The 20,034-nt window shown below is 49.6% G+C and carries 18 protein-coding genes, 1 tRNA gene and 1 CRISPR repeat array; of the genes, 7 read left to right on the top strand and 12 right to left on the bottom strand.

What is annotated here, in order from left to right; translation table 11 throughout:
- On the bottom strand, positions 1 to 1,686 hold the full coding sequence (bshC, locus tag NZM05_00095) for a bacillithiol biosynthesis cysteine-adding enzyme BshC (protein MCS7012020.1): 1,686 nt from the start codon (positions 1,684 to 1,686) through the stop codon (positions 1 to 3).
- Between the two features lie 5 nt (positions 1,687 to 1,691).
- Positions 1,692 to 2,444, bottom strand: a complete 753-nt coding sequence (surE, locus tag NZM05_00090) for a 5'/3'-nucleotidase SurE (protein MCS7012019.1) — start codon at positions 2,442 to 2,444, stop codon at positions 1,692 to 1,694.
- Between the two features lie 139 nt (positions 2,445 to 2,583).
- Between surE and NZM05_00085 the strand changes: the two genes are divergently transcribed.
- Complete coding sequence (locus NZM05_00085) at positions 2,584 to 3,039, top strand: SET domain-containing protein (GenBank protein MCS7012018.1); 456 nt, start codon at positions 2,584 to 2,586, stop codon at positions 3,037 to 3,039.
- A gap of 56 nt (positions 3,040 to 3,095) precedes the next feature.
- Here NZM05_00085 and NZM05_00080 read toward each other — a convergent pair whose 3' ends face one another.
- Positions 3,096 to 3,488 carry a DUF3887 domain-containing protein gene (locus tag NZM05_00080; protein ID MCS7012017.1) on the bottom strand — a complete coding sequence of 131 codons (393 nt, stop codon included), beginning with the start codon at positions 3,486 to 3,488 and terminating at the stop codon, positions 3,096 to 3,098.
- Between the two features lie 338 nt (positions 3,489 to 3,826).
- Here NZM05_00080 and NZM05_00075 point away from each other — a divergent pair, with 338 nt between their 5' ends.
- The 4 genes from NZM05_00075 to thiS all read left to right on the top strand — a co-directional run bounded on the left by NZM05_00075 (position 3,827) and on the right by thiS (position 7,084).
- The gene (locus NZM05_00075) at positions 3,827 to 4,981 is read left to right on the top strand and encodes a homogentisate 1,2-dioxygenase (GenBank protein MCS7012016.1); all 1,155 of its coding nucleotides are present in this window, start codon (positions 3,827 to 3,829) and stop codon (positions 4,979 to 4,981) included.
- A gap of 77 nt (positions 4,982 to 5,058) precedes the next feature.
- The gene (locus NZM05_00070; protein MCS7012015.1) at positions 5,059 to 5,571 is read left to right on the top strand and encodes an HNH endonuclease; all 513 of its coding nucleotides are present in this window, start codon (positions 5,059 to 5,061) and stop codon (positions 5,569 to 5,571) included.
- Between the two features lie 149 nt (positions 5,572 to 5,720).
- A complete protein-coding gene (gene thiO / locus NZM05_00065; protein ID MCS7012014.1) occupies positions 5,721 to 6,872 on the top strand; it encodes a glycine oxidase ThiO in 1,152 nt (383 codons plus the stop codon).
- 2 nt (positions 6,873 to 6,874) lie between these two features.
- Positions 6,875 to 7,084: a sulfur carrier protein ThiS gene (gene thiS, locus NZM05_00060; protein ID MCS7012013.1), complete on the top strand. Its 210-nt coding sequence runs from the start codon at positions 6,875 to 6,877 to the stop codon at positions 7,082 to 7,084.
- A gap of 88 nt (positions 7,085 to 7,172) precedes the next feature.
- On the opposite strand, the gene NZM05_00055 is transcribed toward thiS, so the two are convergent.
- The 8 genes from NZM05_00055 to NZM05_00020 form a co-directional block, all read right to left on the bottom strand.
- Positions 7,173 to 8,993, bottom strand: a complete 1,821-nt coding sequence (locus NZM05_00055; protein ID MCS7012012.1) for a DUF5689 domain-containing protein — start codon at positions 8,991 to 8,993, stop codon at positions 7,173 to 7,175.
- A gap of 102 nt (positions 8,994 to 9,095) precedes the next feature.
- On the bottom strand, positions 9,096 to 9,530 hold the full coding sequence (locus NZM05_00050; protein ID MCS7012011.1) for an ApaG domain: 435 nt from the start codon (positions 9,528 to 9,530) through the stop codon (positions 9,096 to 9,098).
- A 158-nt stretch (positions 9,531 to 9,688) separates the two neighbouring features.
- Positions 9,689 to 11,320, bottom strand: a complete 1,632-nt coding sequence (locus NZM05_00045) for a hypothetical protein (GenBank protein MCS7012010.1) — start codon at positions 11,318 to 11,320, stop codon at positions 9,689 to 9,691.
- Positions 11,320 to 11,901 (bottom strand): hypothetical protein, encoded by a 582-nt coding sequence (locus NZM05_00040; protein ID MCS7012009.1) that lies wholly within the window; start codon positions 11,899 to 11,901, stop codon positions 11,320 to 11,322. Before NZM05_00040 ends, NZM05_00045 begins: the two co-directional genes overlap by 1 nt.
- Before the next feature lie 71 nt (positions 11,902 to 11,972).
- Positions 11,973 to 12,782: a hypothetical protein gene (locus tag NZM05_00035; GenBank protein MCS7012008.1), complete on the bottom strand. Its 810-nt coding sequence runs from the start codon at positions 12,780 to 12,782 to the stop codon at positions 11,973 to 11,975.
- Complete coding sequence (locus tag NZM05_00030; GenBank protein MCS7012007.1) at positions 12,772 to 13,359, bottom strand: alpha/beta fold hydrolase; 588 nt, start codon at positions 13,357 to 13,359, stop codon at positions 12,772 to 12,774. Before NZM05_00030 ends, NZM05_00035 begins: the two co-directional genes overlap by 11 nt.
- Before the next feature lie 2 nt (positions 13,360 to 13,361).
- On the bottom strand, positions 13,362 to 14,441 hold the full coding sequence (locus NZM05_00025) for a hypothetical protein (protein ID MCS7012006.1): 1,080 nt from the start codon (positions 14,439 to 14,441) through the stop codon (positions 13,362 to 13,364).
- Positions 14,442 to 14,521: 80 nt separating this feature from the next.
- Positions 14,522 to 14,752 carry a DUF2905 domain-containing protein gene (locus NZM05_00020; protein ID MCS7012005.1) on the bottom strand — a complete coding sequence of 77 codons (231 nt, stop codon included), beginning with the start codon at positions 14,750 to 14,752 and terminating at the stop codon, positions 14,522 to 14,524.
- Positions 14,753 to 14,822: 70 nt separating this feature from the next.
- On the opposite strand from NZM05_00020, the gene secG reads away from it, so the two are divergent.
- Positions 14,823 to 15,203 carry a preprotein translocase subunit SecG gene (secG, locus tag NZM05_00015; GenBank protein ID MCS7012004.1) on the top strand — a complete coding sequence of 127 codons (381 nt, stop codon included), beginning with the start codon at positions 14,823 to 14,825 and terminating at the stop codon, positions 15,201 to 15,203.
- Between the two features lie 37 nt (positions 15,204 to 15,240).
- Positions 15,241 to 15,313 (top strand) — tRNA-Lys (locus NZM05_00010).
- Positions 15,314 to 15,544: 231 nt separating this feature from the next.
- On the opposite strand, the gene NZM05_00005 is transcribed toward NZM05_00010, so the two are convergent.
- A complete protein-coding gene (locus NZM05_00005; GenBank protein ID MCS7012003.1) occupies positions 15,545 to 18,874 on the bottom strand; it encodes a dipeptidase in 3,330 nt (1,109 codons plus the stop codon).
- 862 nt (positions 18,875 to 19,736) lie between these two features.
- Positions 19,737 to 20,034: a CRISPR direct-repeat array (repeat unit 31 nt; unit sequence CATTTCAATCCCACATTGGTGCAATTAGAAT).

The following is a 20,034-nucleotide window of genomic DNA, read 5'->3' as shown; positions in this document are numbered from 1 at the left end:
CTACAGTTCAATAACCAAGTGTGCTTGCGGAAAGTGAGACTCAACAGCTTTCCGAATTAAAGATAATGCGGCTGTGCCAAACTTGCATAAGTAGTAGAACACATTGACAACACGTTCTTGCAAAATGCGGTTAGGCAAGAGATGAGTTTCACATTTGCTAAACTGAGCAAGAAGATCCTGATGCTTTTGCCTTTCAGCACGATAAGCCTTTTCTTTCAAGTGCCCAAGCTGATAAAGAATTTTCCCCCTAGCTGTTTCTAACGCATCTTTTAGAGTTGGGTCAATAGCAGAAAGTCCAACCATTAAATTCTGGAGGGCTTGTCCAACATCTTTATCGGCACGAGCAAAAAGTTCCTCGACGCGAACTGCCTCGAGGGAATCAATTGCTTGTTGGAATAGATGAGTAGGGTCTTCGAAAAAACGTTTGTATATTTCTGAAACATCCAGCTGGCTAATTTCAGTAAGATCGCGAATTTTATTGAAGACTTTCTTAATCTTTGGTTCTACCAGTGAAAGACTGTGTCGTGGCACAATGAGCGGCATTTCTAACCCGAAAAATGCATAATTTGGCTTCAGTTGAGCAAAGTAGGCAACTTCAGCTGGCCCAGCAATGTATGCAAAAGTAGGTAAAACAGTATCTTGCACCAGCGGGCGCAGAATAACATTTGGGCTAAACCGCTCAGGAGATTCCTCAGCAAGTTCCAAAAGCTCACTGCGCGAAATCGCATAGCGGAGGGGCTGCAAAAGATACTGCTCTTTCTGCTGAGGCTCAATGCGCCAGCGCTGACTATTGTCAACAAAATAAAGATTTACAGGCTTGGCTTTCGCTTGCACTTCATAACTGTGTTCCTCAAGAAGTGCGCTTTGTGCAATTACATTTGCAGAGCTTTGCGGTGCCGTGAGAAGTTCTTTGACGAAGAGCGACTTACAGAGTCGCTTGTAATCATTATCATCACTCGAAATGAAAACAAGCCCATCATCTTTGAAGAGCAGATGCATCAGCTTAGCAAATGCAGAAAGCAGAGTTTCTCCTTCACGATAAGTAGTGCGCACAAGGTCTGCAATTTCAGCTTTGAACTCACTAGATGGAAGCATCGTTAGAACTTCCGTAATAAAATGTGCAATTTCTGAGGAAAGCACAATACGACCAGTCATGTACCGCTCTGGAAGATGTGCTTCCTGATAAGAAAATGTGTGCAAGCGATTGTCAGAGAAAATCGATAACTTGCATACCTCAGCATAATCGTGGTCTTCACCTTCAAGCCAGAAGACAGGTATGAATTCATAATCAGGAAAAGTTTGCTGCATCTGCCGTGCGAAAGCAATTGCTGAGAGAGTTTTGTAAATTGTGTAGAGGTTGCCAGTCAGCATGCCAACTTGCTGACCTGTTACAACCGCAACTGCATTAGGGCGCTCAAATTTTTGAATTTGCAAAAGAGTTTTCTCACTGCAGCCGAAGGCACGATTTTGACGTAATAAGATTTTAACAAGTTCTTTACGTGGATAAGCCGCACAGGAGAGACGCTCTAACTTTTTCGCTTGAAGGGTATAGTTGCGATAGTCGCCTTCAAAACAAGTTTGCCAGAGCCATTCAGCTGGTGGGCTATGCATGGCGTATTCCAAAAAAATTCTCGTAAAGGCGTGTGGGCGCGCCTTAAATGCAGTGTAAGGAATCTCAAAGGTCATCACCGTTATTTTTTCAGATTCCAAGACCGAATAGTCTCAAGAAAGGCATAATTTGTCTGGTCAAAAGAGATAGGGGTAACGGAGACATAGTCATTACGGACGGCAAATTCATCGTCCTCGAGACTATCGTCTTGCAGCATCAATTCACCGCGCAGCCAGTAATATGGTTCCCCATAGGCATCGGCGCGCTCAATCATCGTCTCATGCCACTTAGACTTGCCTTGCTGCGTAACCACCACGCCCTTGATTTTTTCCTCTGGCAAGTTCGGGATATTGACCGTCAGCAGCGTCTCAGCGGGTAAGCCGTGTTTGAGAACCTTCAGAGCGAGCTGCCGCGCAAACTTAGCGGCGTAGCGAAAGTCAGGGTTGCTATATGTGGTCAGCGAAAAGGCAATCGCAGGGATTTTCGCAATTGCTGCCTCACGTGCAGCCGCTACAGTGCCCGAGTAAAGAATGTTAATCGCCGTGTTGCTGCCGTGATTGATGCCGCTGACCACCAAGTCAGGCTTTTGGGGCAAGATATGTGCCAATGCCGCTTTGACACAATCAACTGGAGTGCCAGAAACCGCATAGCCGAAAAATTTTTTGTGCTTATAAGCTTTTTTGATGCGAAGTGGCTTACCGAGCGTCATCGCATGGCTCATACCGCTTTGCGAAAGCGTGGGTGCAACGACCATAATATCGGCAATGCGGCTCATTGATTTTGCAAGAAACTCAAGACCTTCGGCATCAATGCCATCATCGTTGGTAACCAAGATAAAGGGTCGCTTCTGTGGCGACGACTCAGATGTAGAATGCTGTGCTGACGATGTCGGAGTTTTGCTTGGTTGTTTGTTTGCCACCGCTATGTGCTATTTTGCGCAAAAATACAAAAACTTGGATACTCTTTGACGCACGATGCTCAAACTGCTATGTGATGAAGAATTGCTAAACCCACCCTACATAAAAGTTTGTGCCTCGCCGATTCAGGGATATGGTCTCTTCACAGAAAAGGCCTGTCGTGAGAAGGAGGTCATAATGGTTATTGCGGGTGAAGTAATCGACGGAAGCGAATGCTTGCGCCGTGAGAATGAAGAAAACAATGTCTATATCTTCTACCTTGACGAGGAGCGATACTTAGATACGGCACAGAGCGATAAAATCCGCTACATCAACCACTCTTGCGAGCCGAACTGCATCGTTTGCACGCGCAATGCCGAGTCACTGTATCTGGTCGCTGCACGAGAGATTGCAGCGGGCGAGGAACTCACGATTGACTACGACTTTGAAGAAATCTACGAGCTATGCCAAAAGCACAACCCAAACTGCAAAAAAGAGCAGTGCAAAGTGTGGCGGGCAAAGCAAGTGCTATAACGAAGGAAGCGACCTTTTAGGTCGCTTCCAGATTGAGCAACAATGCAGGGCACGAGTTACTTTGTAGCAGTCTGGCTTGTAACAGGCTTGAAAGTGAGAGCTGTGATTTTGCCTACTTCATTGTAGGTGAGATTGACCTTCACTTGCCCTTCAGAGAAGTCGCAGATAAGCACGACTGTGGTGGTGTTGCGCGTGTTCATTATCTCTGCCTTGCGAATGCCTTTGTAGTCGCCCAGTGCTGCGCGCAACCCTGCGCCGAAATCTGCAAGGTTCTCAACCGCCTTCAGGCTGGAAGAGTTGGCAATCATTGTCGCTGCCTCTTCATACTTGCCTGAGAAAACGGCGGCAAGAAACACTTCTGAGCGAGCTTCAAGGTCATCGCCTGCAAAAGCAGGAGCAGAAGAAAGCACAAGTATCAAAGCAGCCAAAAGAGAACGAAGCATTTGCATAGCACGTTTGGGTTTGATTGGTTGATGATTAAGGAAACAAAACTGCACGCAAAGACGCACGGCTTTACGCAGAGAATCCAGAAAGAGTTGCGAAGAGGAGTGTAAAGATTTCGTTAAGCAGTCTGGACAGGGCGGCGTATGGCAAAGCTTAGCAAATTGTGTCAGCACGATGGTGCGAAGAGCATTCCTTGTTGCATGTTTAGTCAAAAAACGATGCAGCAATCAAGAGCGCTTCTAAGTGAGCTAAGCTAGTTGCGCCCTCTTGAATAGGAATGGAGGGGCGGGCATCTTGCTTCAAAGCAAGCGAAACTGTAAATTCCCAAAACTTTTGCTAAGCTATGTTCTACCACCGATTGGGGCAAATTCCTGCGAAGCGACATATTCAATTCCGCAAGCCTGATGGCTCACTTTATGCCGAAGAGCTGATGAGCACGAAAGGCTTTTCGGGCATCTACTCTAATGTCTATCATCTTGCGCCACCGACAAGGGTGCATCAGATTGGTGAAACTGAAGTGCGCCCACTAATCAAGTGGGGCGACAGAGAGCTACGCCATCATCACCTGAAAACCAAATCGCTGGAGCCAGCAGGTGATATGCTCTCGTCACGCATTCCCATTCTCTTCAATAGCGATGTAACGATATGGGTGGCGCGTCCCAAAGAGCAAGCCTCATATTTCTATCGCAACGGCGCAGCCGATGAAGTGGTCTTCATTCACGAAGGTGAGGGCGTGCTAGCAACGCAGCTCGGCAATATCCCTTACAAGCAGGGTGATTACTTAATCATTCCGCGTGGGGTAACGCATCAGTTTCGGTTTCAAGGGGCGCAGCGATGGTTTATTATTGAAGTCAATTCAGCCGTGCAGACGCCCAAAAAATATCGTAACGAGTTTGGGCAGCTCCTGGAGCATTCACCGTATTGCGAGCGTGATTTGCGCCCACCGACGGAACTCGAGACGCACGACGAAAAAGGCAGTTTCGAAATTCGCGTCAAGAAAGGCGAACTCTATGCGCGGTATTGTTACAACCAGCATCCGTTTGACCTTGTAGGATGGGACGGCTACTACTACCCATTTGCGTTCAGCATCTACGACTTTGAGCCAATTACAGGGCGCATTCATCAACCGCCACCAGTGCATCAAGTCTTTGAGGCAAACGGATTGGTGATATGCAACTTTGTGCCACGCCTTTTTGACTATCATCCGCAGGCGATTCCTGCACCTTATAATCATAGTAACATTGACTCCGACGAAGTGCTCTACTATGTAGATGGGAACTTTATGAGCCGACGGGGTATCGAAGTAGCATCGCTGACCATCCATCCAGGTGGTATCCCGCACGGTCCGCATCCGGGCACAGTGGAAAAGAGCATTGGCGCAAAGGAAACGCATGAATATGCCATAATGGTCGACACATTTAGACCGCTTTACTTCACTGAGCAAGCTAAAGAGTTCGATGATGCCAGCTATCCGATGAGTTGGAGCGTATCGGCATAGCGGAAACCAAAACACGTGAGCAGACGGTTTGCAAGGCTTGAGAACACTTGAAGTTTTGCTAACTAACTTAATTTGGTATGAACCGGCTGAATCAAAAGGTCTTAGTGCTGAACCAAAGTTACGAGCCAATGAGCATCTGCGACGTTAGGAAGGCGATTGTCCTTATCTTTGGCGGCAAAGCAGAGTTGGTGGCAACATACCCTGACCAGTTCGTGCACTCGGTCTCAATGCAGTTTCCGATGCCGAGCGTGGTGAGGCTGATGGTTTTCATCGCTGTGCCTTACAAGAAAATTATGCTCACGCGGCGTAATATCTTGCGCCGAGATGGCAACCGATGCCAATACTGCGGACGTGCTGACCTGCCATTGACGATTGACCATGTCGTGCCCAAATCGCAAGGCGGAGGAGACACTTGGGAAAATCTGGTAACGGCTTGCACCAAGTGCAACAACAAAAAGGCAAACCGCACACCCGAACAAGCAGGAATGCAACTGTTGCGCCGCCCGATTCGCCCAAGCCACATTATGTTTATGCAGCGCTTTATGGGCACCATCTCCGACTCGTGGAAACCGTATCTCTTTATGACCTGAGCTAAGGCAACTGACCATACGCAGTTGCCTTTTTTGTTTCCAATACTCTTCACCGAAGAGCCTGCCCAAAGATTCTCGAAAAACTGATATCTTTCACAAACGCATGGGTCAAGAATGCGCTGCAAAAAAGAACATTACAGGAGGGACAAATGTCAAACACTGCTCCATTGCCAGAAGCCGTTGAAGTGGCAGTGATTGGCGGTGGAATTATTGGATTAGGTGTAGCGTGGCAACTGCAGCGTCGAGGAGTGCAGGTTGTCGTCTTTGAGCGTAGTGAAGCAGGCAAAAGCGCAAGCTGGGCCGCCGCTGGAATGCTTGCTCCGCAAGCTGAAGTGGGCTTTGAAAACTTGCATCTACTGCGCTTGGGGCAAGAAAGTCTGGCGCTCTATCCGCAATTCTTAGCTGAACTGAAAGAAGATTCTGGGAGAGAGGTCGCACTGGACAAGCGAGGCACATTGATGATTAGCCTTGATCGCGACGATACTGAAGCCTTGCGGCGAGAGTTTGCGTTCCGAAAAAAGATTGGCTTGCCGGTTGAGTGGCTCTCTGGGTCTGAGGCACGCGAGCGCGAGCCGCTGCTTTCACCCAAAATAGCGGCTGCAATTTGGTTAGCGCAGGATTACCAAATTGATAACCGTGAAGTGATGCGTGCGCTAAGAGATGCCTTTGTGCAGCGTGGCGGGCTGCTCTTTGAGTATCAACCTGTAGAGCGCGTGCTGGTGGAGCAAAGCACAGTAGTCGGTATCAAAGTGAAAAGTGGAGCCGTGCGAGCGCGACAAGTGGTTGTAGCCGCAGGCTGCTGGTCGCGTGAAATTGGCGGCATACCAGATGAAGCAGTGCCAGCAGTGCGCCCTGTGAAAGGGCAAGTGCTGACGCTCAAAATGACGACGCAAATTCGACTGGAAAAAGTCGTGCGTTCCCCGCGCGTATACCTTGCACCAAAGTTTGATGGGCGCTTGACCATTGGTGCAACCAGCGAAGAAATGGGCTTCGATGTAACGCCCACCGCAGGAGGAGTCATGACACTGTTAGACGAAGCCTATGAGGCTGTGCCAGCTATTTATGAACTGCCCATTGAAGAAGTCAGCGTAGGTTTGCGTCCAGCCAGCCGTGATAATGAACCGCTGGTGGGCGAAAGCCCTGTGAAAAATCTTTTTATCGCTACAGGGCACTATCGGCACGGTATTTTGCTTGCACCTATTACCAGTTATGCACTGGCAGCAATGATGTGTGGCGAACCTGTGCCTGAAAGTCTTGTGCCGTTTAGGCCAACTCGATTTCTCTCAACTCACACATCTTGAACATGCACACCATTACGCTAAACGGAAAGCCACATCAAATTGACAAGGAGATGACGGTGGCAGAATTCTTGCAAAGTCTTCGCATATCACCTGATGAGAAAGGAATTGCTGTAGCGATTAACGAAGCGGTGATTAACAAACAAGCGTGGGGGCGCGTGCGCATTAAGCCAGATGATGTGGTCGAGGTCATTCGTGCCACGCAAGGCGGTTAATGAAGGGTCAGCGCACCCTAATGCCGAATAAGCAAACGGCTCTCACTTTGCAGATAAAAAGCACAAAGGTTCGTTCAGGAAGACAGGGCTACTTCAAAAGCAACATTTTCCGAGTCTGAACATTGCGACCCGCCTGCAAACGGTAGAAATACATTCCACTTGGAAGACCCGCTCCGTTGAAACGAACTTGATAAGTGCCCGCATTGCGGCGCTCGCTCACTAAGGTGGCAACTTCTCGACCCAACACATCATAGACCTTCAGGCTCACTTCTGCAGCAGTCGGAAGCTGATAAGTGATAATCGTAGTTGGATTAAATGGGTTGGGATAGTTCTGCCAAAGGCGAAACTCAGTAGGACGCTCTGTAGGCAAGACCTCCGTAGAAGCCGTAGGGTCTAAGGCAAAGCGCGCCCAAACAGGAAAATGGTCTGAGGTCGTTGAAGCGTAGTTCGGAATATACACAGTGTTTTCAACGCGCTCTGTGCCAGTAAAATAGACAGGAAAAAGCTCGTTAGTGATGGCAATATGGTCAATCATCTCTGTAAAGCCCGTAGTAGAACGCACACCACGGGCGCTGAGACTGGCTGTAACGACACGATAATTGGCTGCATCACTGACGAAGTTGGCGTAAGGAGAAGGCTGATTTGGCGTAATGGAGACGTCGACATCATCGTTGTAATCGCCAAGCAAGATAAGGTTGTCACTAGGTCGGTTTTGGTCAAGCCAAGTCTTCAAAGCTTGCGAATCGGAGAGGCGACGGTTGTAATCAGCTGTGGCGCTGCCGGCATCGGCGTGAATGTTGACAATGCGCAGGCGTCGTGAAACACCACGAATGCGTGCATCAACCGTCAGTTCAACAGGGAAACGACTGACCCCTTGGAAAGGTGCCCAGCTTCCCACCTCAACAAATTGCAGCCCAATTGAGTCAATCACTGATGGTTTCCAAAGAAACCCTAAGCGTTGGGTTTGACCACGTGGAGCGCGAAACCCGCGACACGCAAATCCACGTCGGTTGAGCGTATCAATCAATGCGCGAAACGCAGCATCATCACTAATTTCTTGAAAGGCATATAAGTCCGCGTTAATGCGCTGAATAACCGTTGCAGCATTTTGAAGTTGCAGTGTTTCATTCGTTGGACCGTTCTGTGTATCGCCAAACCACTCGATATTCCAAGTGCAGACTTCCAGCGTATTTTCCAGCGGGATATTTTCGCCGGGGATAATGACTTCCTGTGCACCTACATCACGCCGAAAGCGAGGCAGAATTTGGCGCGTGCCCCGAAATTCACTGACTACACCAATCAAGTTCACAGGACCAGTAGGCGCTTGCGCCCCTGCAAGCTCAGTGTCGCCATCAATGCGTAGTTCCAGACCTGTGTTGTTGCCACCAACCAAAATGCGATAGTTGGTATTGCCTTGAAATTGCGTGAAAGTGGTGCCAGCTGTGGTGCGAAACTCCACATTGTTCAATTGAATCAAGACGCCCTCTAAGTCTTCGGTAACCTGAGCAGGTGTCACCACACGCGGCTCGGGGGTAATGCGTGGGCTTTGAACTACGCGAAAGGTGGTACCGCTTCCTGAAATTTGGAGCAGTCCTGTGCCACGCTGCCCAGTGGTCGGCTGAAATTCGGACAAGGGACCTGTAACCACAATTGAATCACCGATTTGCACGCCTGTATGCACTGCATTATCGAAGACGGCAAAACCGCCTGTCCCGTCTTGAAAATAGGTAGGTCCAGCAAATTCATTGGCGACAGTTACGCGCCCAGCGAGCGTAACAATGGCACCTAATTGGATACGTCCAGCATTGTAATCGGCGCGCACCTCGCGCATGGAGCGAGGCGTTTGCGCAAGAACGGGTATGGAAACCAAACAAGCAATGCAAAGCAGTTGTAAGAAGCGATGTATCATAGTTGGTGACTGGCTTATTGAAGCAGCGCGCAAAATAGAGAGAATGTGCAAGGCACTAAAATTAAATTTTTGTGAAGCCAGTGGTGAGCAGAAAACAAGTGCTCAAGAAGATTCACTTTTTTCGCGGTGGATAAGCAGGAACTCTGGAATTTCTACCTCGAAAGATTCTCCCTCTATGATGAAGACATTGTCAGGGCGATAGTAGCCATCTGGGTCGGAATCCAGCGTGTAGACGCCATAGTAAAAACCAAACGCGCTGCCGAAGCGAGAGCGCAAGATGTGATAGCTTTGGTAAGTGAAGGTTTCGCCGGGTGAAAGAATTGGAAATTGTCCAACAACACCTTCGCCTTCTACAATGCGGTCTTTCATATCACCATCGCGTACAATCCATTTACGCGACTGAATTTGCACGGTATAGACTGAGTGATTGTGAATAGAAATCGTGTAAGCGAAGCCATACTTGTAAGGTGGCTCAACATAGCGCGGGTCAATTTCCTCTACACGGTCAATCGTAACGGTGCAGATATCCAGCGACATAAATGTTCAAATTTTTCTTGACACTTCATCCTTGTTCAAACTTGTGCAAAAGAGCATAGTAGGAAGCCGTCGCAGTGCGGCGCCTTCTAAGGTCAGTTGCTGACTGCTTCTCTTCGGAAAGCGATGCTATGCAACGAGCGTGCGCTTTCGGTGCATCACTATTCCAAGACCATAATTTTGCCGTAAAGTGGCTTTTGACCGTCTGCCTGAATAATATAAAAATACACACCGTTGGCCACCTTCGTGCCAGCATCGCTACGTCCGTTCCAGAAGTCTTCTTCTTCACTGCGACTGCGTGGTGCGTTTTGCACAACGGTTTTTACCAGATTCATAGCAAAGTCGTAGATGCGAATGGTCACTCGCGCAGGTTGAGAAAGCGCATAACGAATGCGCACTGAGCCATCCAGTCGTGGCGCAAAAGGATTGGGATAAGCATATGTTTTTGTGCCTTCTGGCACAGGAAGATCGGCACGCAGAATTTTCCAAGTGTTGCCACCGTCCGTTGAAGTAGCCGTGCCGTCTTCGCTGCCAAGCCAAAGGCGCTCACTGCGACCCAGCGGTTCAATGCCTAAGGCAAACATTTCTGCTTGTGGCTGAATGAGTAGGCGAGGGTTGTCTCTGTCTTGCACGCCACGCCGATTGAGCCAAGTTTCGCCACCATCAGGTGAGATGAATAGACCGTTTGTCCCAACGGCATAAACTGTGTCACCACGAAAGGCAAAGTCATAGATGCGCTCACCTAAGAGAGCAGTTTGCCACGAGTTGCCATTGTCTCGTGTCCACGAGACGCCAAAAGCCTCTTGCCGTGATTCGGCTTGCCATGTCGCTGCCCAAATCGCACGTCCTAAGCGCGGGGTAGCTGGCTGTTCGCGAATCGCCGTAACCCAATTGCCCGACAGGCCACCAAAAGTGCGATTAAATTTGACCCACGACGGGTAGAGCGCATCAGGGTCATCGGTGCGGCAAATGCCATCGACCGTGCCGACCCAAACCGCGCCATCAGAGGCTTGAAGCACAGAAAATCCTAAGAAGACTAAGTCGCCCCGTGCACCACGACGCGGTTCAAGTTGAAACGATAGTGTGTCTGTTGGCGCAATGCGTTGGCGTCCAGTGGGGGGCAAGACCATTCGTTGCCAAGAGCGACCATTATTCTGCGTGCGCCGTATGCCCCCTGACCATGTAGCGACCCAAACCGTGCTATCTTTGTTGCCAATAGCAATGTCATAGATGACATTCTGTTGTGGCACGGTAATTGGCAAAGCGCGCAGTGTGTTGAACCCGTATCGCTCTATGGAATCCGCAGGTGAATCTAAGGGTTGAGCCACTTCGCGCCATGTAGTGCCGCCATCGTCCGAATACATCAACCCATCACCTGTTGGGAAGCGCCGACCTTCTGCTTCAGTAATGCGAGAGCTGGATGCCCAGATGCGCTGCCCTCGCACATCTAAGCCCTGAATACCATTCTGATTGAAGCGTGGCACGGCGGTGATAGTGTTGAATGTAATGCCGCCATCGTCTGTCCAGACCAAGCCATTGCGCCCCGCTAGCCACACGCGACGATGAACGGGGCTATAGCGAATATGGTTCACGATATTTGTGCCTAAGTTGGAGCGCTGGCTAAAAAAATGCAATGAATACTTGGCAAAGCTATATGGGACACTAATGCTCGTTTGTGCATAGAGGGTGGCGTGGCTAATGTAGGTGAGTGCAAAGCCACATAGTGCTATTGCAGCAGAGGTGTAGAGTGGAGCAGAGCGCCCCACTCTGTGCGCCGGGTAAGAAGTGGTCATCACTCCTGCGGTTTGAAACGAATCGGTGGGACAGAAAGGCGCTGGTCGCCGTATTTCAAGCCGTCTTCCATTAGGAGGACGGCAGTTTCCGTCTTAGGCAAACGGGCAACAGGCACATAATCAATTGGCACGACAGACGAAGAATCGCCAAAGTCAGCTACAAACGACGCATAGCAGCGCTCGCCTTTACCGGGCTGGATTTCCACCCGTCCCTGCTTCAACGTTGCATTGATTTTGTTCTTCTCAATGAATTCGCTGAGTTCTACAAAGAGATAGTTGGAAGAAAGAAACTTCAATTTTCTGGGGTCAAAGATAATCGGCTTTGTGCCTTTGTTTTCAATGTCAATTTCCACCAGCGACTGCACAGCAATCAAGCGAATGCGCTCCCCACGTAGCGGTTTCCCAATAAAGCGATAAGTAGCCGTGAGTGCAACACCAACGTTGCTTGCATCATCACGATAGTACACTCGCCGTGAGAGGTTTGAAGCATCACCTGTTGAGAGCAGGTAGGCTTGCTGCACCGACTCACAACCGAAAAGAGCAAAAGAAAGAAAAAGAGCCAAAATCAGCCGATGTTTCATAGTCATTACGGTTTGGTGTTCATCAAGAGTTTTTAATTAGTCTTCGCTGCACATGTTCAGGGCGCGAGGAATTAGCGCAAAAATACAATACTTCGGGTAATTATGTTGCTGCGTCGCTCTGCGCGGTCAATGGCTTGATACTCAAAGGTGCGCGTAGCAGGCGAATTGGTTGAAGGCACTTGCAGCGTGGCAGTAAAAATGCCGTCCCCTGCGGTTTGGTCGCCACTCAGTCCATTTCGGTCGCCATCATCTAAAAGCTGAAAGGTGATGTTGCGGTTGTCGGTGCGGGTCGCGAGCACTTCGCGAATGAATGAGACGCCATTAGGGTGCGTAGCACGAGCAGTAATTTGAATGAGCCGTGTGCCTGTCTCCGGAATACGCACTGTGTCTGGCGACTCGACGCTCAGAAGCGTAGGGGCACTGGCTCGGGAATCCCGAATGCGCACGGTTTGCCGAGCATGGCCACCACTTTGACCAAACACATCAAATGGCGTGACAATGATTTGAAAATCTCCAACTGTAGTGCGGGAAAGTCGAACGGTAAGTGTGCCTGAATACTGCACACTGGTCGCTGTGCCCACAATTGGACGAAGTGTTGCAGTAGCCAGTGGCTCTGTGCCTGATGGCGAGACAAATGCAGCGAGCACACTATTGATAGCATTGCTGCGAAATTGAATGGTGGTCTCCACACGAAATCGCACTTCAGCTTGATTGCCCTCGAAGCGAACCGTATCCAAGTCCACTTGCGTGGGTGAGACGCTGAGGAACGAAACAGTGGGCGGTTCATATAAGTCTTCGGTAAGAGATTGATTGACACAAGATGTGGTAACGATGCTAAGCCACACCACATACAGGGTGCAAAGAAGCCATTTAGCGTTCATTTCTTAGTAGCCAGTTCAGAACGGTTTGATGGACAGTACGGACTTTCAGCATCAAAGGATGAGCTGGCACCCAAAATGCTTCATTTCTTGCAATCGGCCACACTGAACTGCTGGCAGGCACAATCATCAAATCAAGCGGTGTCCAAAGTGACAGCAGCGAAAGAGATTGCAGCCGTGTTTCACTCTCTGCCAAACGCCTAAGTAACAGGCTATCTGGGCATAGTTCCCGTGCGCCAGCACCTTTGGCAAAGTGTGCCAGTAGAGAGCCTCTGTGTGGACTGGAAATGCTGACAAACTGCGCTACGCGTTGGTAACCGCTCAGTTCTTGCAAGTAGTAGCGCGCCACAATGCCCCCCATACTGAAGCCAACGATTGCGAGTGGTTTGACCGAACCAATGCGTGTATCTACAATATGTGCAACAGACTCAGCAAGCTGTGAAATAGGTGCGCTCCCATCGTTAGGCACAAGGTCGGGTGCAAGTGTCTCAAACCCATAGCGCTGAAGCACCGCTTCGAGTGGTGCAAAGACTTTTCCCGTGTCAAAAATGCCGTGCAAAAGTAAAACGACTTTCTGCATTGCTAAAATTTCACGCCAAGCGACAGGAAGTTTAGTCCAAAAGGGGCATTTGGTTCAAGCATAAATGTGTAATCCAGCGCGGCCACAACGCGGTCTATCGGATACTCCACTGAAAAACCAAAGGCAGGCTTTGCCAGCTCAAAAAAGCCAATACCTTGCAAGCCCAGTCGGTCAACGCCGATGCGAAATTTCAAAATCCGCAGAGGTTGCAGCATTGCGCCTAATCGTAGGTGAGTTTCAGACCGTCTCAAGGATTCGGTCTCTAAGGTCGGACGTGCAATGCCATTTTCAACAATGAAGGTAGTGCGTCGCCCTTCCAGCGATGCCGTAAGAAGTTGCACATCGGCAGCAAGCACAATAGTATGCCAGCCGAACAGTTGTTCCCACTGCAAAGCGATACCAGCACGCAACGCAAGTGGCAGAGGGTCAATCGTGGTCAGGCCTTGCTGGTCATAGATCGGTGTCGTATCCCAGCGATACTGTGAGAGCACATCGGCTACGCTCACTGCTAGCGAAAGGTAAGTCAGTGAATCCAATGAAAAACGATAAAGTGCCCCAGCGTCAAGTCCAATCGTAAAAGAAGGACGAATTTGAGCCACGAGCGAAGCCAAGTATCCGCGCAGTGTCAGTCCTAAGGAAAGCGCATCGGTGAAACGATTGGCAAACGAAAGCATAAAGAGATTCTCCGACGTGGAGAGAGTGCCAGTTTGTTTGCCATCACGGTTACGGGCGTCAATGTTGCCAATGCCAGCGTTAATCCATGCGGCGCCGATGCCAGCTGTGGGACCAATTTTGCCAAGAAAGGACACAAAGTTCAGCGTGCGGTCAAGTGAAAGAAAAGTGTAGGTTACTGATGCGTCGTAGTATTCGGTGAAGCCAACCAATGCAGGGTTGTAGTAAGGGTGGAGTTCACCGCTAGTGGCGATAGCCGTGCCGGCGTTGCCTAACCCTGTGCCACGTGCGGAAAAGCCCATTCGGGAAAAAGGCGCTGCAGCGCCACTAACTTGTGCAAAGCTATGACCAGCGGCTACAGCAAGAAAGAGCCATACAATGCCTGCAATATGAAGCCTTATGGACGGCATAGCGCAAAGTTGCACATTTTCGTGAAGGCAAAAAAGTCAGGCTGGAAAACTGTGTGGCAAGGGAGACGTGTAAGCTACCTCTATGAGAAAATCTTTCGAGCAAGGTAAAGCAAGGCGGAAAGCAAAATGGAAAGCAGAATGGAGGTACCCAGTGGAAAGTAAAAGGTGAAGTTTTCGCGCTCAATCTTGAAGTCTAAGGGCAGGCGACCGAGCCACTCGAAAAGAGGAACTTTCGGGACAAAGTAAAAAAGCACGCCCAAAAGCAGCAAAAATGCACCAAGAAGGATCAAAACTTTGCCAAGCTCTGACATAGCTAAAAGTTGGTTTGACAAAATTCGCTGAGATTGCTAAATTGCAAATCCTAAGTCTAAAAATCAAGATATGCTGCACACAATTGTTGTGATTCTAACGATTTTGGTATCTATCCTGCTTATTTTGGTCGTATTGATGCAAAGTAGCAGAGGGTCAGGGTTAGCTGGGGCATTTGGGATTGGAATGGGAGCGCAGCAGGTTTTGGGGGTGCGGCGCACCGCAGATATTTTAAGCCGCACCACAACCTATCTTGCAGCGACTTTTATGATTCTCTGCGTAATTGCAGAGTTTACCACGCGTGCAAGCAAGGAGAAAGAGCCAGAGGAGAGTGTTATTCAGAAAGCGGCTCCAAAGACGATGCCTACCTTACCGACACTGCCCTCGACCAGCTCGCTCCCGAAGGAAAAGGGAAGCGAATCGGCGGCAGGAAAGAGTGACACGGCTAAGTAGGGCTAAGCAACACTGGTGCAGGCTAGTGTAGCAAGTTGCATCCGTAGCTCAGTTGGTAGAGCAGCTGACTCTTAATCAGCGGGTCCTAGGTTCGAGTCCTAGCGGATGCACAATGAAATGGAGTTACACAGTGTCTTCAATGCGGCTCCCTGAAGGCTCCCACAGGCGTTGACGTCCACATTGGTTTCAGTGATACCCCGCAATTCTACGATGTCAATCAGCATGACGAGATACGATAGCCCTAGCAGAGTCTTGTTCTTTTGAGACGGTCTGCTCGAAGAAAAACTGCCCAGCAACACAGAAGAGGTTACTGGGCAGCAAAGTGACAAGCCCAAGAAAGCTTAGCGGCGTCCGCTGCTGTAGGATACTCCAATAGGAATCAAGCGAACTGAAATCGGTCTAAACCGAATCTCAGTGATGCGGGTATCGTTGCTGCAATCGTCATCATGCGATACATCCTCCCCGCCTGTGTCACCAATGATTTTAATCCTTTCAACGAAGCCATCGCGAAAGTCAAGACTATGCTCCTCACCGTCGGGCTCGCCTGCGCCCAAAAATTCGGTGCGACCGCCCCCACGAAGGACTCTATCGAACCGCATAGTGGTGGTGTATGGCACGGTAATGTAGTCAAAGTACATACCTGGAGGTGCAGAAGCCAATTCTATAATCCAGCTCCCCTCGCCACGCGTATCTCCAGGGCGCCCACTGGGCTCATCCCACTCTTGAACTTGGAGCGTCACAACAGCCTGCAGCTGCGTCTTATCAGGACTGATTCGAAGCTCAATAGAGCCGCTCGCACGAGGACCACGACCGGCAAATTCACGGTCTCCACCAGTATGCCGTGGGCATAAGGGGTGAGTGATGACTGGAGCGTAAGTTGCAACGGCTACATCACGGCTTGGCGGAATAGAGGCACTGGCTACGCTACTTTTGACACGCTCACACTTTTCCCACGCTTGGGCAAAATATTCAGCCGCTTGCCAGAGATTATCGACCACTTCCCTGCCTCCTGATTGAAGACTAACGTCGTAGAAAAATTCTGGCATCAGCCCGTAATGGGAGACCCCTCCTTCTGTGATGTAATCCCACTTGCGTGAGCTACCTTGAATGCCACTCTTGTCCGTGATGCGACCCTCAAAGTATGGAAAGCTGAAAAAGTCTCTGTAAAAGCGATCACTTTCACTACTCGTATTGGGGCGTCTATGATGGGGTAACAGCTCGAACCCATTGACATCAGTGCCAACCGCTACAGCACGTCCGCCCATTGCTTCCCAAGCAGACTGGAAGTTACGCACAAATTGCTCTGGTGTAGCATGGGCGGTCCCCACACCAAGCATACCGCCAAGCCGACTAATCCGCTCAACAAGTTCACGTGGTGCATTGCGCTCATTGCCACCGATGGAGCGGATACCATTGTGTCCCATAAAGAGGGGATATCCGCCACCCGGGATGCTTTCCGCAATTTCCACTGCACGCCGCTGAGCTTTCTCAGACATATGGTCAATATCAATCAGCATGCCTAAGCTCATCATCTCTTGGAGCGCAATTTCTCCTAAGTAAGTGAGCCCAAGTGTATTGACATGCCTACCAGTGCTGAAGTGTTCGGCTTTGCGTTCCAGCTCAGCAGAGGTGTTTAAGAGGCCGTCTACAAATCTAGGCCTGCCTGGAGCGTCTCTTAGCCTTCCTATTGCGTCGCGGAAACCACTAATTTGACGTCGCATATCATAGCCAAGATTTCGATCGGAACTTGACTCGAGAAGAAAGTGATAACCATTGGTATAGCAATTAGCGAAGCTAAACAGAACATCATAGACCGCTGCACCGCTAAACTCATTATCGACTAAATGGACAGGGAAGACATAACGTATGCCCATATTGTACCAGCGTTGAACAAGATTTCGTACATATGCTCTAAGGTCAGGCCTATACTCATGCCTCCACTGCTTCTGAACAGGAGCAGGAATGTACTTGGTAGGTGGTTGACTGCTACCGCCTACGCTGACAACCACGTTCGCAGCTGGCGGTCTATCTATGGCGTAGCTAAGAGACCATCTATCCATCTCCATACCTAAGACCACCGCTAATTTGCCCCTTCTTACTATGTCTCGCAGCTGCTCAGCGGAGTAAGCGATTTCCATAAAGTCACTGTGCTGCTCGACAAACTTCTTTGTCTCTGCAATTTGCCGCACCGCAACAGATTCATCGTCATAGGGTCGGTCACCATCGAGTAAAGCAGCTAAAAGCTCACTGTTGACAGTCAGTGCGACCATGACCCGCAAGCCACCATCATAGGCGCGCTTTATCCACTCCCACCACATTTGCTGGTGTAGCTTGGAGCTATGGTGTGGCCAGTAAGGAAAGTTAGGATAACCGTCATGGTGATGGTCAGGATGGAGCTCATTACGTGTATTGTGAATGAAGTCTTTATCGAGAGCCCCGCTGATAACACCTGCGCGGAAGTAATTGCCGCAAAGATTATCGAAACGACCCCATCCGCCGTGTGTAGGGTTGCAGTTAGCGAGCGCTTGAGCAGGCGATGTCGCATTGCCGTGCCAGTCGCAACTTGCCATACCTGGTGGAACATAAATTCCAACATCTGGCGCACCATGCATCGCTTTTCGACCAAAGCCCAAGTGACTCATTGGATGCGTATGCAAATCAACCCATCCACGAAGCTGACGCTCTAGCGACTCTCGTAGCTGCGCCGTCGTAGGTTCATTGCGCTTAATGTCGCTCGGAGTTAAACGAGGGAATGGGGAGCGCGGAAGAGTAGGCTGCGGCTGGGGTTGTGGACGCTGACGCGGGTCAGGGTCGCGCATAGGGTCTTTCAGTCGCTCTCTGGGGTCTTGTGGACCGAGCGGTAAAGAGGGCGGCACAGCCGTAACGGGCGAAGGCGAGGTCGCATAGACGAAAAACCGTGCGCCCTTCGGCATCGGTGCTTGGCTTTGGTTAAAAATGCGCCACTCATCATCGTCATACCACACCCCAACTTCGCTTGGGTTGTAGACTGATGTCCAGTATTGGGTAACAAACAGCAGCAAATTCGATTGGTTATCGAGTGAAGGATGACGAGCGGCACACCAGTTGTCAAGAGGTGCTCTGGCTTCGATTTCGAGAAGTTCGTCTGAAACAAACACATTGAACAGTGCCCCTGTGGGCATAGAGCGAAGGTCTTGATTAAAGATTGCCCATTGCTGACCCGTGTAGTAGACACCGATTGGGCTATTGTTATAGACCCCTTGCCAGTTTTGGGTTACGAGGAGGCGGGCTTTGGGATTCCCATTGAGGAGTGGGTGATCCAAGTAAGTAATATGCCCAGAGGTGTTCTTCGCAGTGGCTTGATGCACAAAGGCACGCTCACTCGGCTCGAGGACAAGCACGTTGAACTGCGCACCACGAGTCATTGGACTTCTGTCTTGATTGAAGATAGTCCACTTGCCACTGTTATACCACACACCAATGGGAGCAGCGGGATACTGTCCTCTGCCATAGTCTGTGGTGACAAAAAGCAGCGCATTAGGGCGTTGGTCAGTAGCGGGGTGAGAGAGCGTAGTGTAGTTAGCCGTGAGGTTTTGCGATGTAACCGTGTGCTTAAACACAACGGGCTGCGCAGACAGCACAGCTTGCAGCAGGAAGTGGAAGAGACAGCACAACAAGATGAAGCGTCTCATAGCATTGCAATTTTAGCTTGTTGAAGAAAAACATGTGTGTATGGTACGATTCATCACTACAAGAATAGAATGCTGAAGCGTGAGAGGAAAGGACATTTTTAAAAAATGTGGTTTGCAGAAATAGCACGCTGCAAAGTAGGAAAGTTGCATGTCTCTACATCACAGTCGGCAGTCACTTTATTGCAGAAGAGCAAAGTTTGCTGAGTTCGCTACCTGCGTTGCGTGCATCGGACATTGAAGTAGGCAAGTGCAGCTTGGGAAGCAAACGCATCCAGTCGTTGCATTGCGGCGGGGTAGCCGTTATGAAGACACTCAGGGTGGGCAAGACTACGCTTACTCTTACCCGCTGCCTTCTTTGCTTGACCTGCCTGTGGTTAGTCTGGCTGAGTCTTGCTCATTTTCACCAAAAGGGGGAAGCAGAGCAGCAGGAGCTGAAACAGGTTACTCGCAACAGGGTAACAAAGCGTGCAGAATGAGAGAAAATGTCAGGTGCGCTACTTTGCAGGCAGGTGCAAGTGCAAAGCCCGAGAGTGCAAAGCAGAAGACCCTGCACTCTCGCTCTGGATTTCATCTGCGAAGCAGCAAGTAGAGCGACTTGGGTTGCGACCCGAGCATTTGCTCGCTCCTGAAACTGCTGTAGTGGCAAGGCAAGGTCGCCAAAGGTGTTCCGAATCAGGAAAAAACACGTGGCAAATTGCAAAGCATGTGCATAAGATAGCCGAAATGGTTGTCTAGGTGTATCTTCTTCATTGTGATCTGTATCCTTTTTTGTTGAACTGTTAAAAGTAGCGATTAAGCCCAAGTTAAAATAATAAGTCGTCAAAAGCATCAGGAGATGGGGGATACGGTTTTGACGGTGCCGCATTTCAATCCCACATTGGTGCAATTAGAATTGGCGACGCTGGCGACGTCAGTGAAGACGGTGAAGAATTTCAATCCCACATTGGTGCAATTAGAATCTACATCCTAACAACACATCACACGATGACGAAAACATTTCAATCCCACATTGGTGCAATTAGAATCTGTGTTTCTTACAGCGACCACTGATAGCCATGTAGCATTTCAATCCCACATTGGTGCAATTAGAATTCCTTCGGTCGCGTCGAGCGCTTGTCTTCAGTGCCGTCATTTCAATCCCACATTGGTGCAATTAGAAT

It is taken from the genome of Chloroherpetonaceae bacterium, assembly GCA_025056565.1.
Lineage (GTDB): Bacteria > Bacteroidota > Chlorobiia > Chlorobiales > Thermochlorobacteraceae > Thermochlorobacter.
This window is presented reverse-complemented; position numbering and strand designations above follow the sequence as displayed.

Bases quoted from the DNA above. Each gene is read 5' to 3' on its own strand.
- NZM05_00035 (MCS7012008.1), bottom strand. From the start codon at position 12,782: ATGAACGCTAAATGGCTTCTTTGCACCCTGTATGTGGTGTGGCTTAGC.
- NZM05_00080 (MCS7012017.1), bottom strand. From the start codon at position 3,488: ATGCAAATGCTTCGTTCTCTTTTGGCTGCTTTGATACTTGTGCTTTCT.
- thiS (MCS7012013.1), top strand. From the start codon at position 6,875: ATGCACACCATTACGCTAAACGGAAAGCCACATCAAATTGACAAGGAG.
- NZM05_00040 (MCS7012009.1), bottom strand. From the start codon at position 11,901: ATGAAACATCGGCTGATTTTGGCTCTTTTTCTTTCTTTTGCTCTTTTC.
- NZM05_00045 (MCS7012010.1), bottom strand. From the start codon at position 11,320: ATGACCACTTCTTACCCGGCGCACAGAGTGGGGCGCTCTGCTCCACTC.
- thiO (MCS7012014.1), top strand. From the start codon at position 5,721: ATGTCAAACACTGCTCCATTGCCAGAAGCCGTTGAAGTGGCAGTGATT.
- NZM05_00020 (MCS7012005.1), bottom strand. From the start codon at position 14,752: ATGTCAGAGCTTGGCAAAGTTTTGATCCTTCTTGGTGCATTTTTGCTG.
- NZM05_00070 (MCS7012015.1), top strand. From the start codon at position 5,059: ATGAACCGGCTGAATCAAAAGGTCTTAGTGCTGAACCAAAGTTACGAG.
- NZM05_00055 (MCS7012012.1), bottom strand. From the start codon at position 8,993: ATGATACATCGCTTCTTACAACTGCTTTGCATTGCTTGTTTGGTTTCC.
- secG (MCS7012004.1), top strand. From the start codon at position 14,823: ATGCTGCACACAATTGTTGTGATTCTAACGATTTTGGTATCTATCCTG.
- NZM05_00030 (MCS7012007.1), bottom strand. From the start codon at position 13,359: ATGCAGAAAGTCGTTTTACTTTTGCACGGCATTTTTGACACGGGAAAA.
- NZM05_00085 (MCS7012018.1), top strand. From the start codon at position 2,584: ATGCTCAAACTGCTATGTGATGAAGAATTGCTAAACCCACCCTACATA.
- NZM05_00050 (MCS7012011.1), bottom strand. From the start codon at position 9,530: ATGTCGCTGGATATCTGCACCGTTACGATTGACCGTGTAGAGGAAATT.
- NZM05_00005 (MCS7012003.1), bottom strand. From the start codon at position 18,874: ATGAGACGCTTCATCTTGTTGTGCTGTCTCTTCCACTTCCTGCTGCAA.
- NZM05_00075 (MCS7012016.1), top strand. From the start codon at position 3,827: ATGTTCTACCACCGATTGGGGCAAATTCCTGCGAAGCGACATATTCAA.
- NZM05_00025 (MCS7012006.1), bottom strand. From the start codon at position 14,441: ATGCCGTCCATAAGGCTTCATATTGCAGGCATTGTATGGCTCTTTCTT.
- bshC (MCS7012020.1), bottom strand. From the start codon at position 1,686: ATGACCTTTGAGATTCCTTACACTGCATTTAAGGCGCGCCCACACGCC.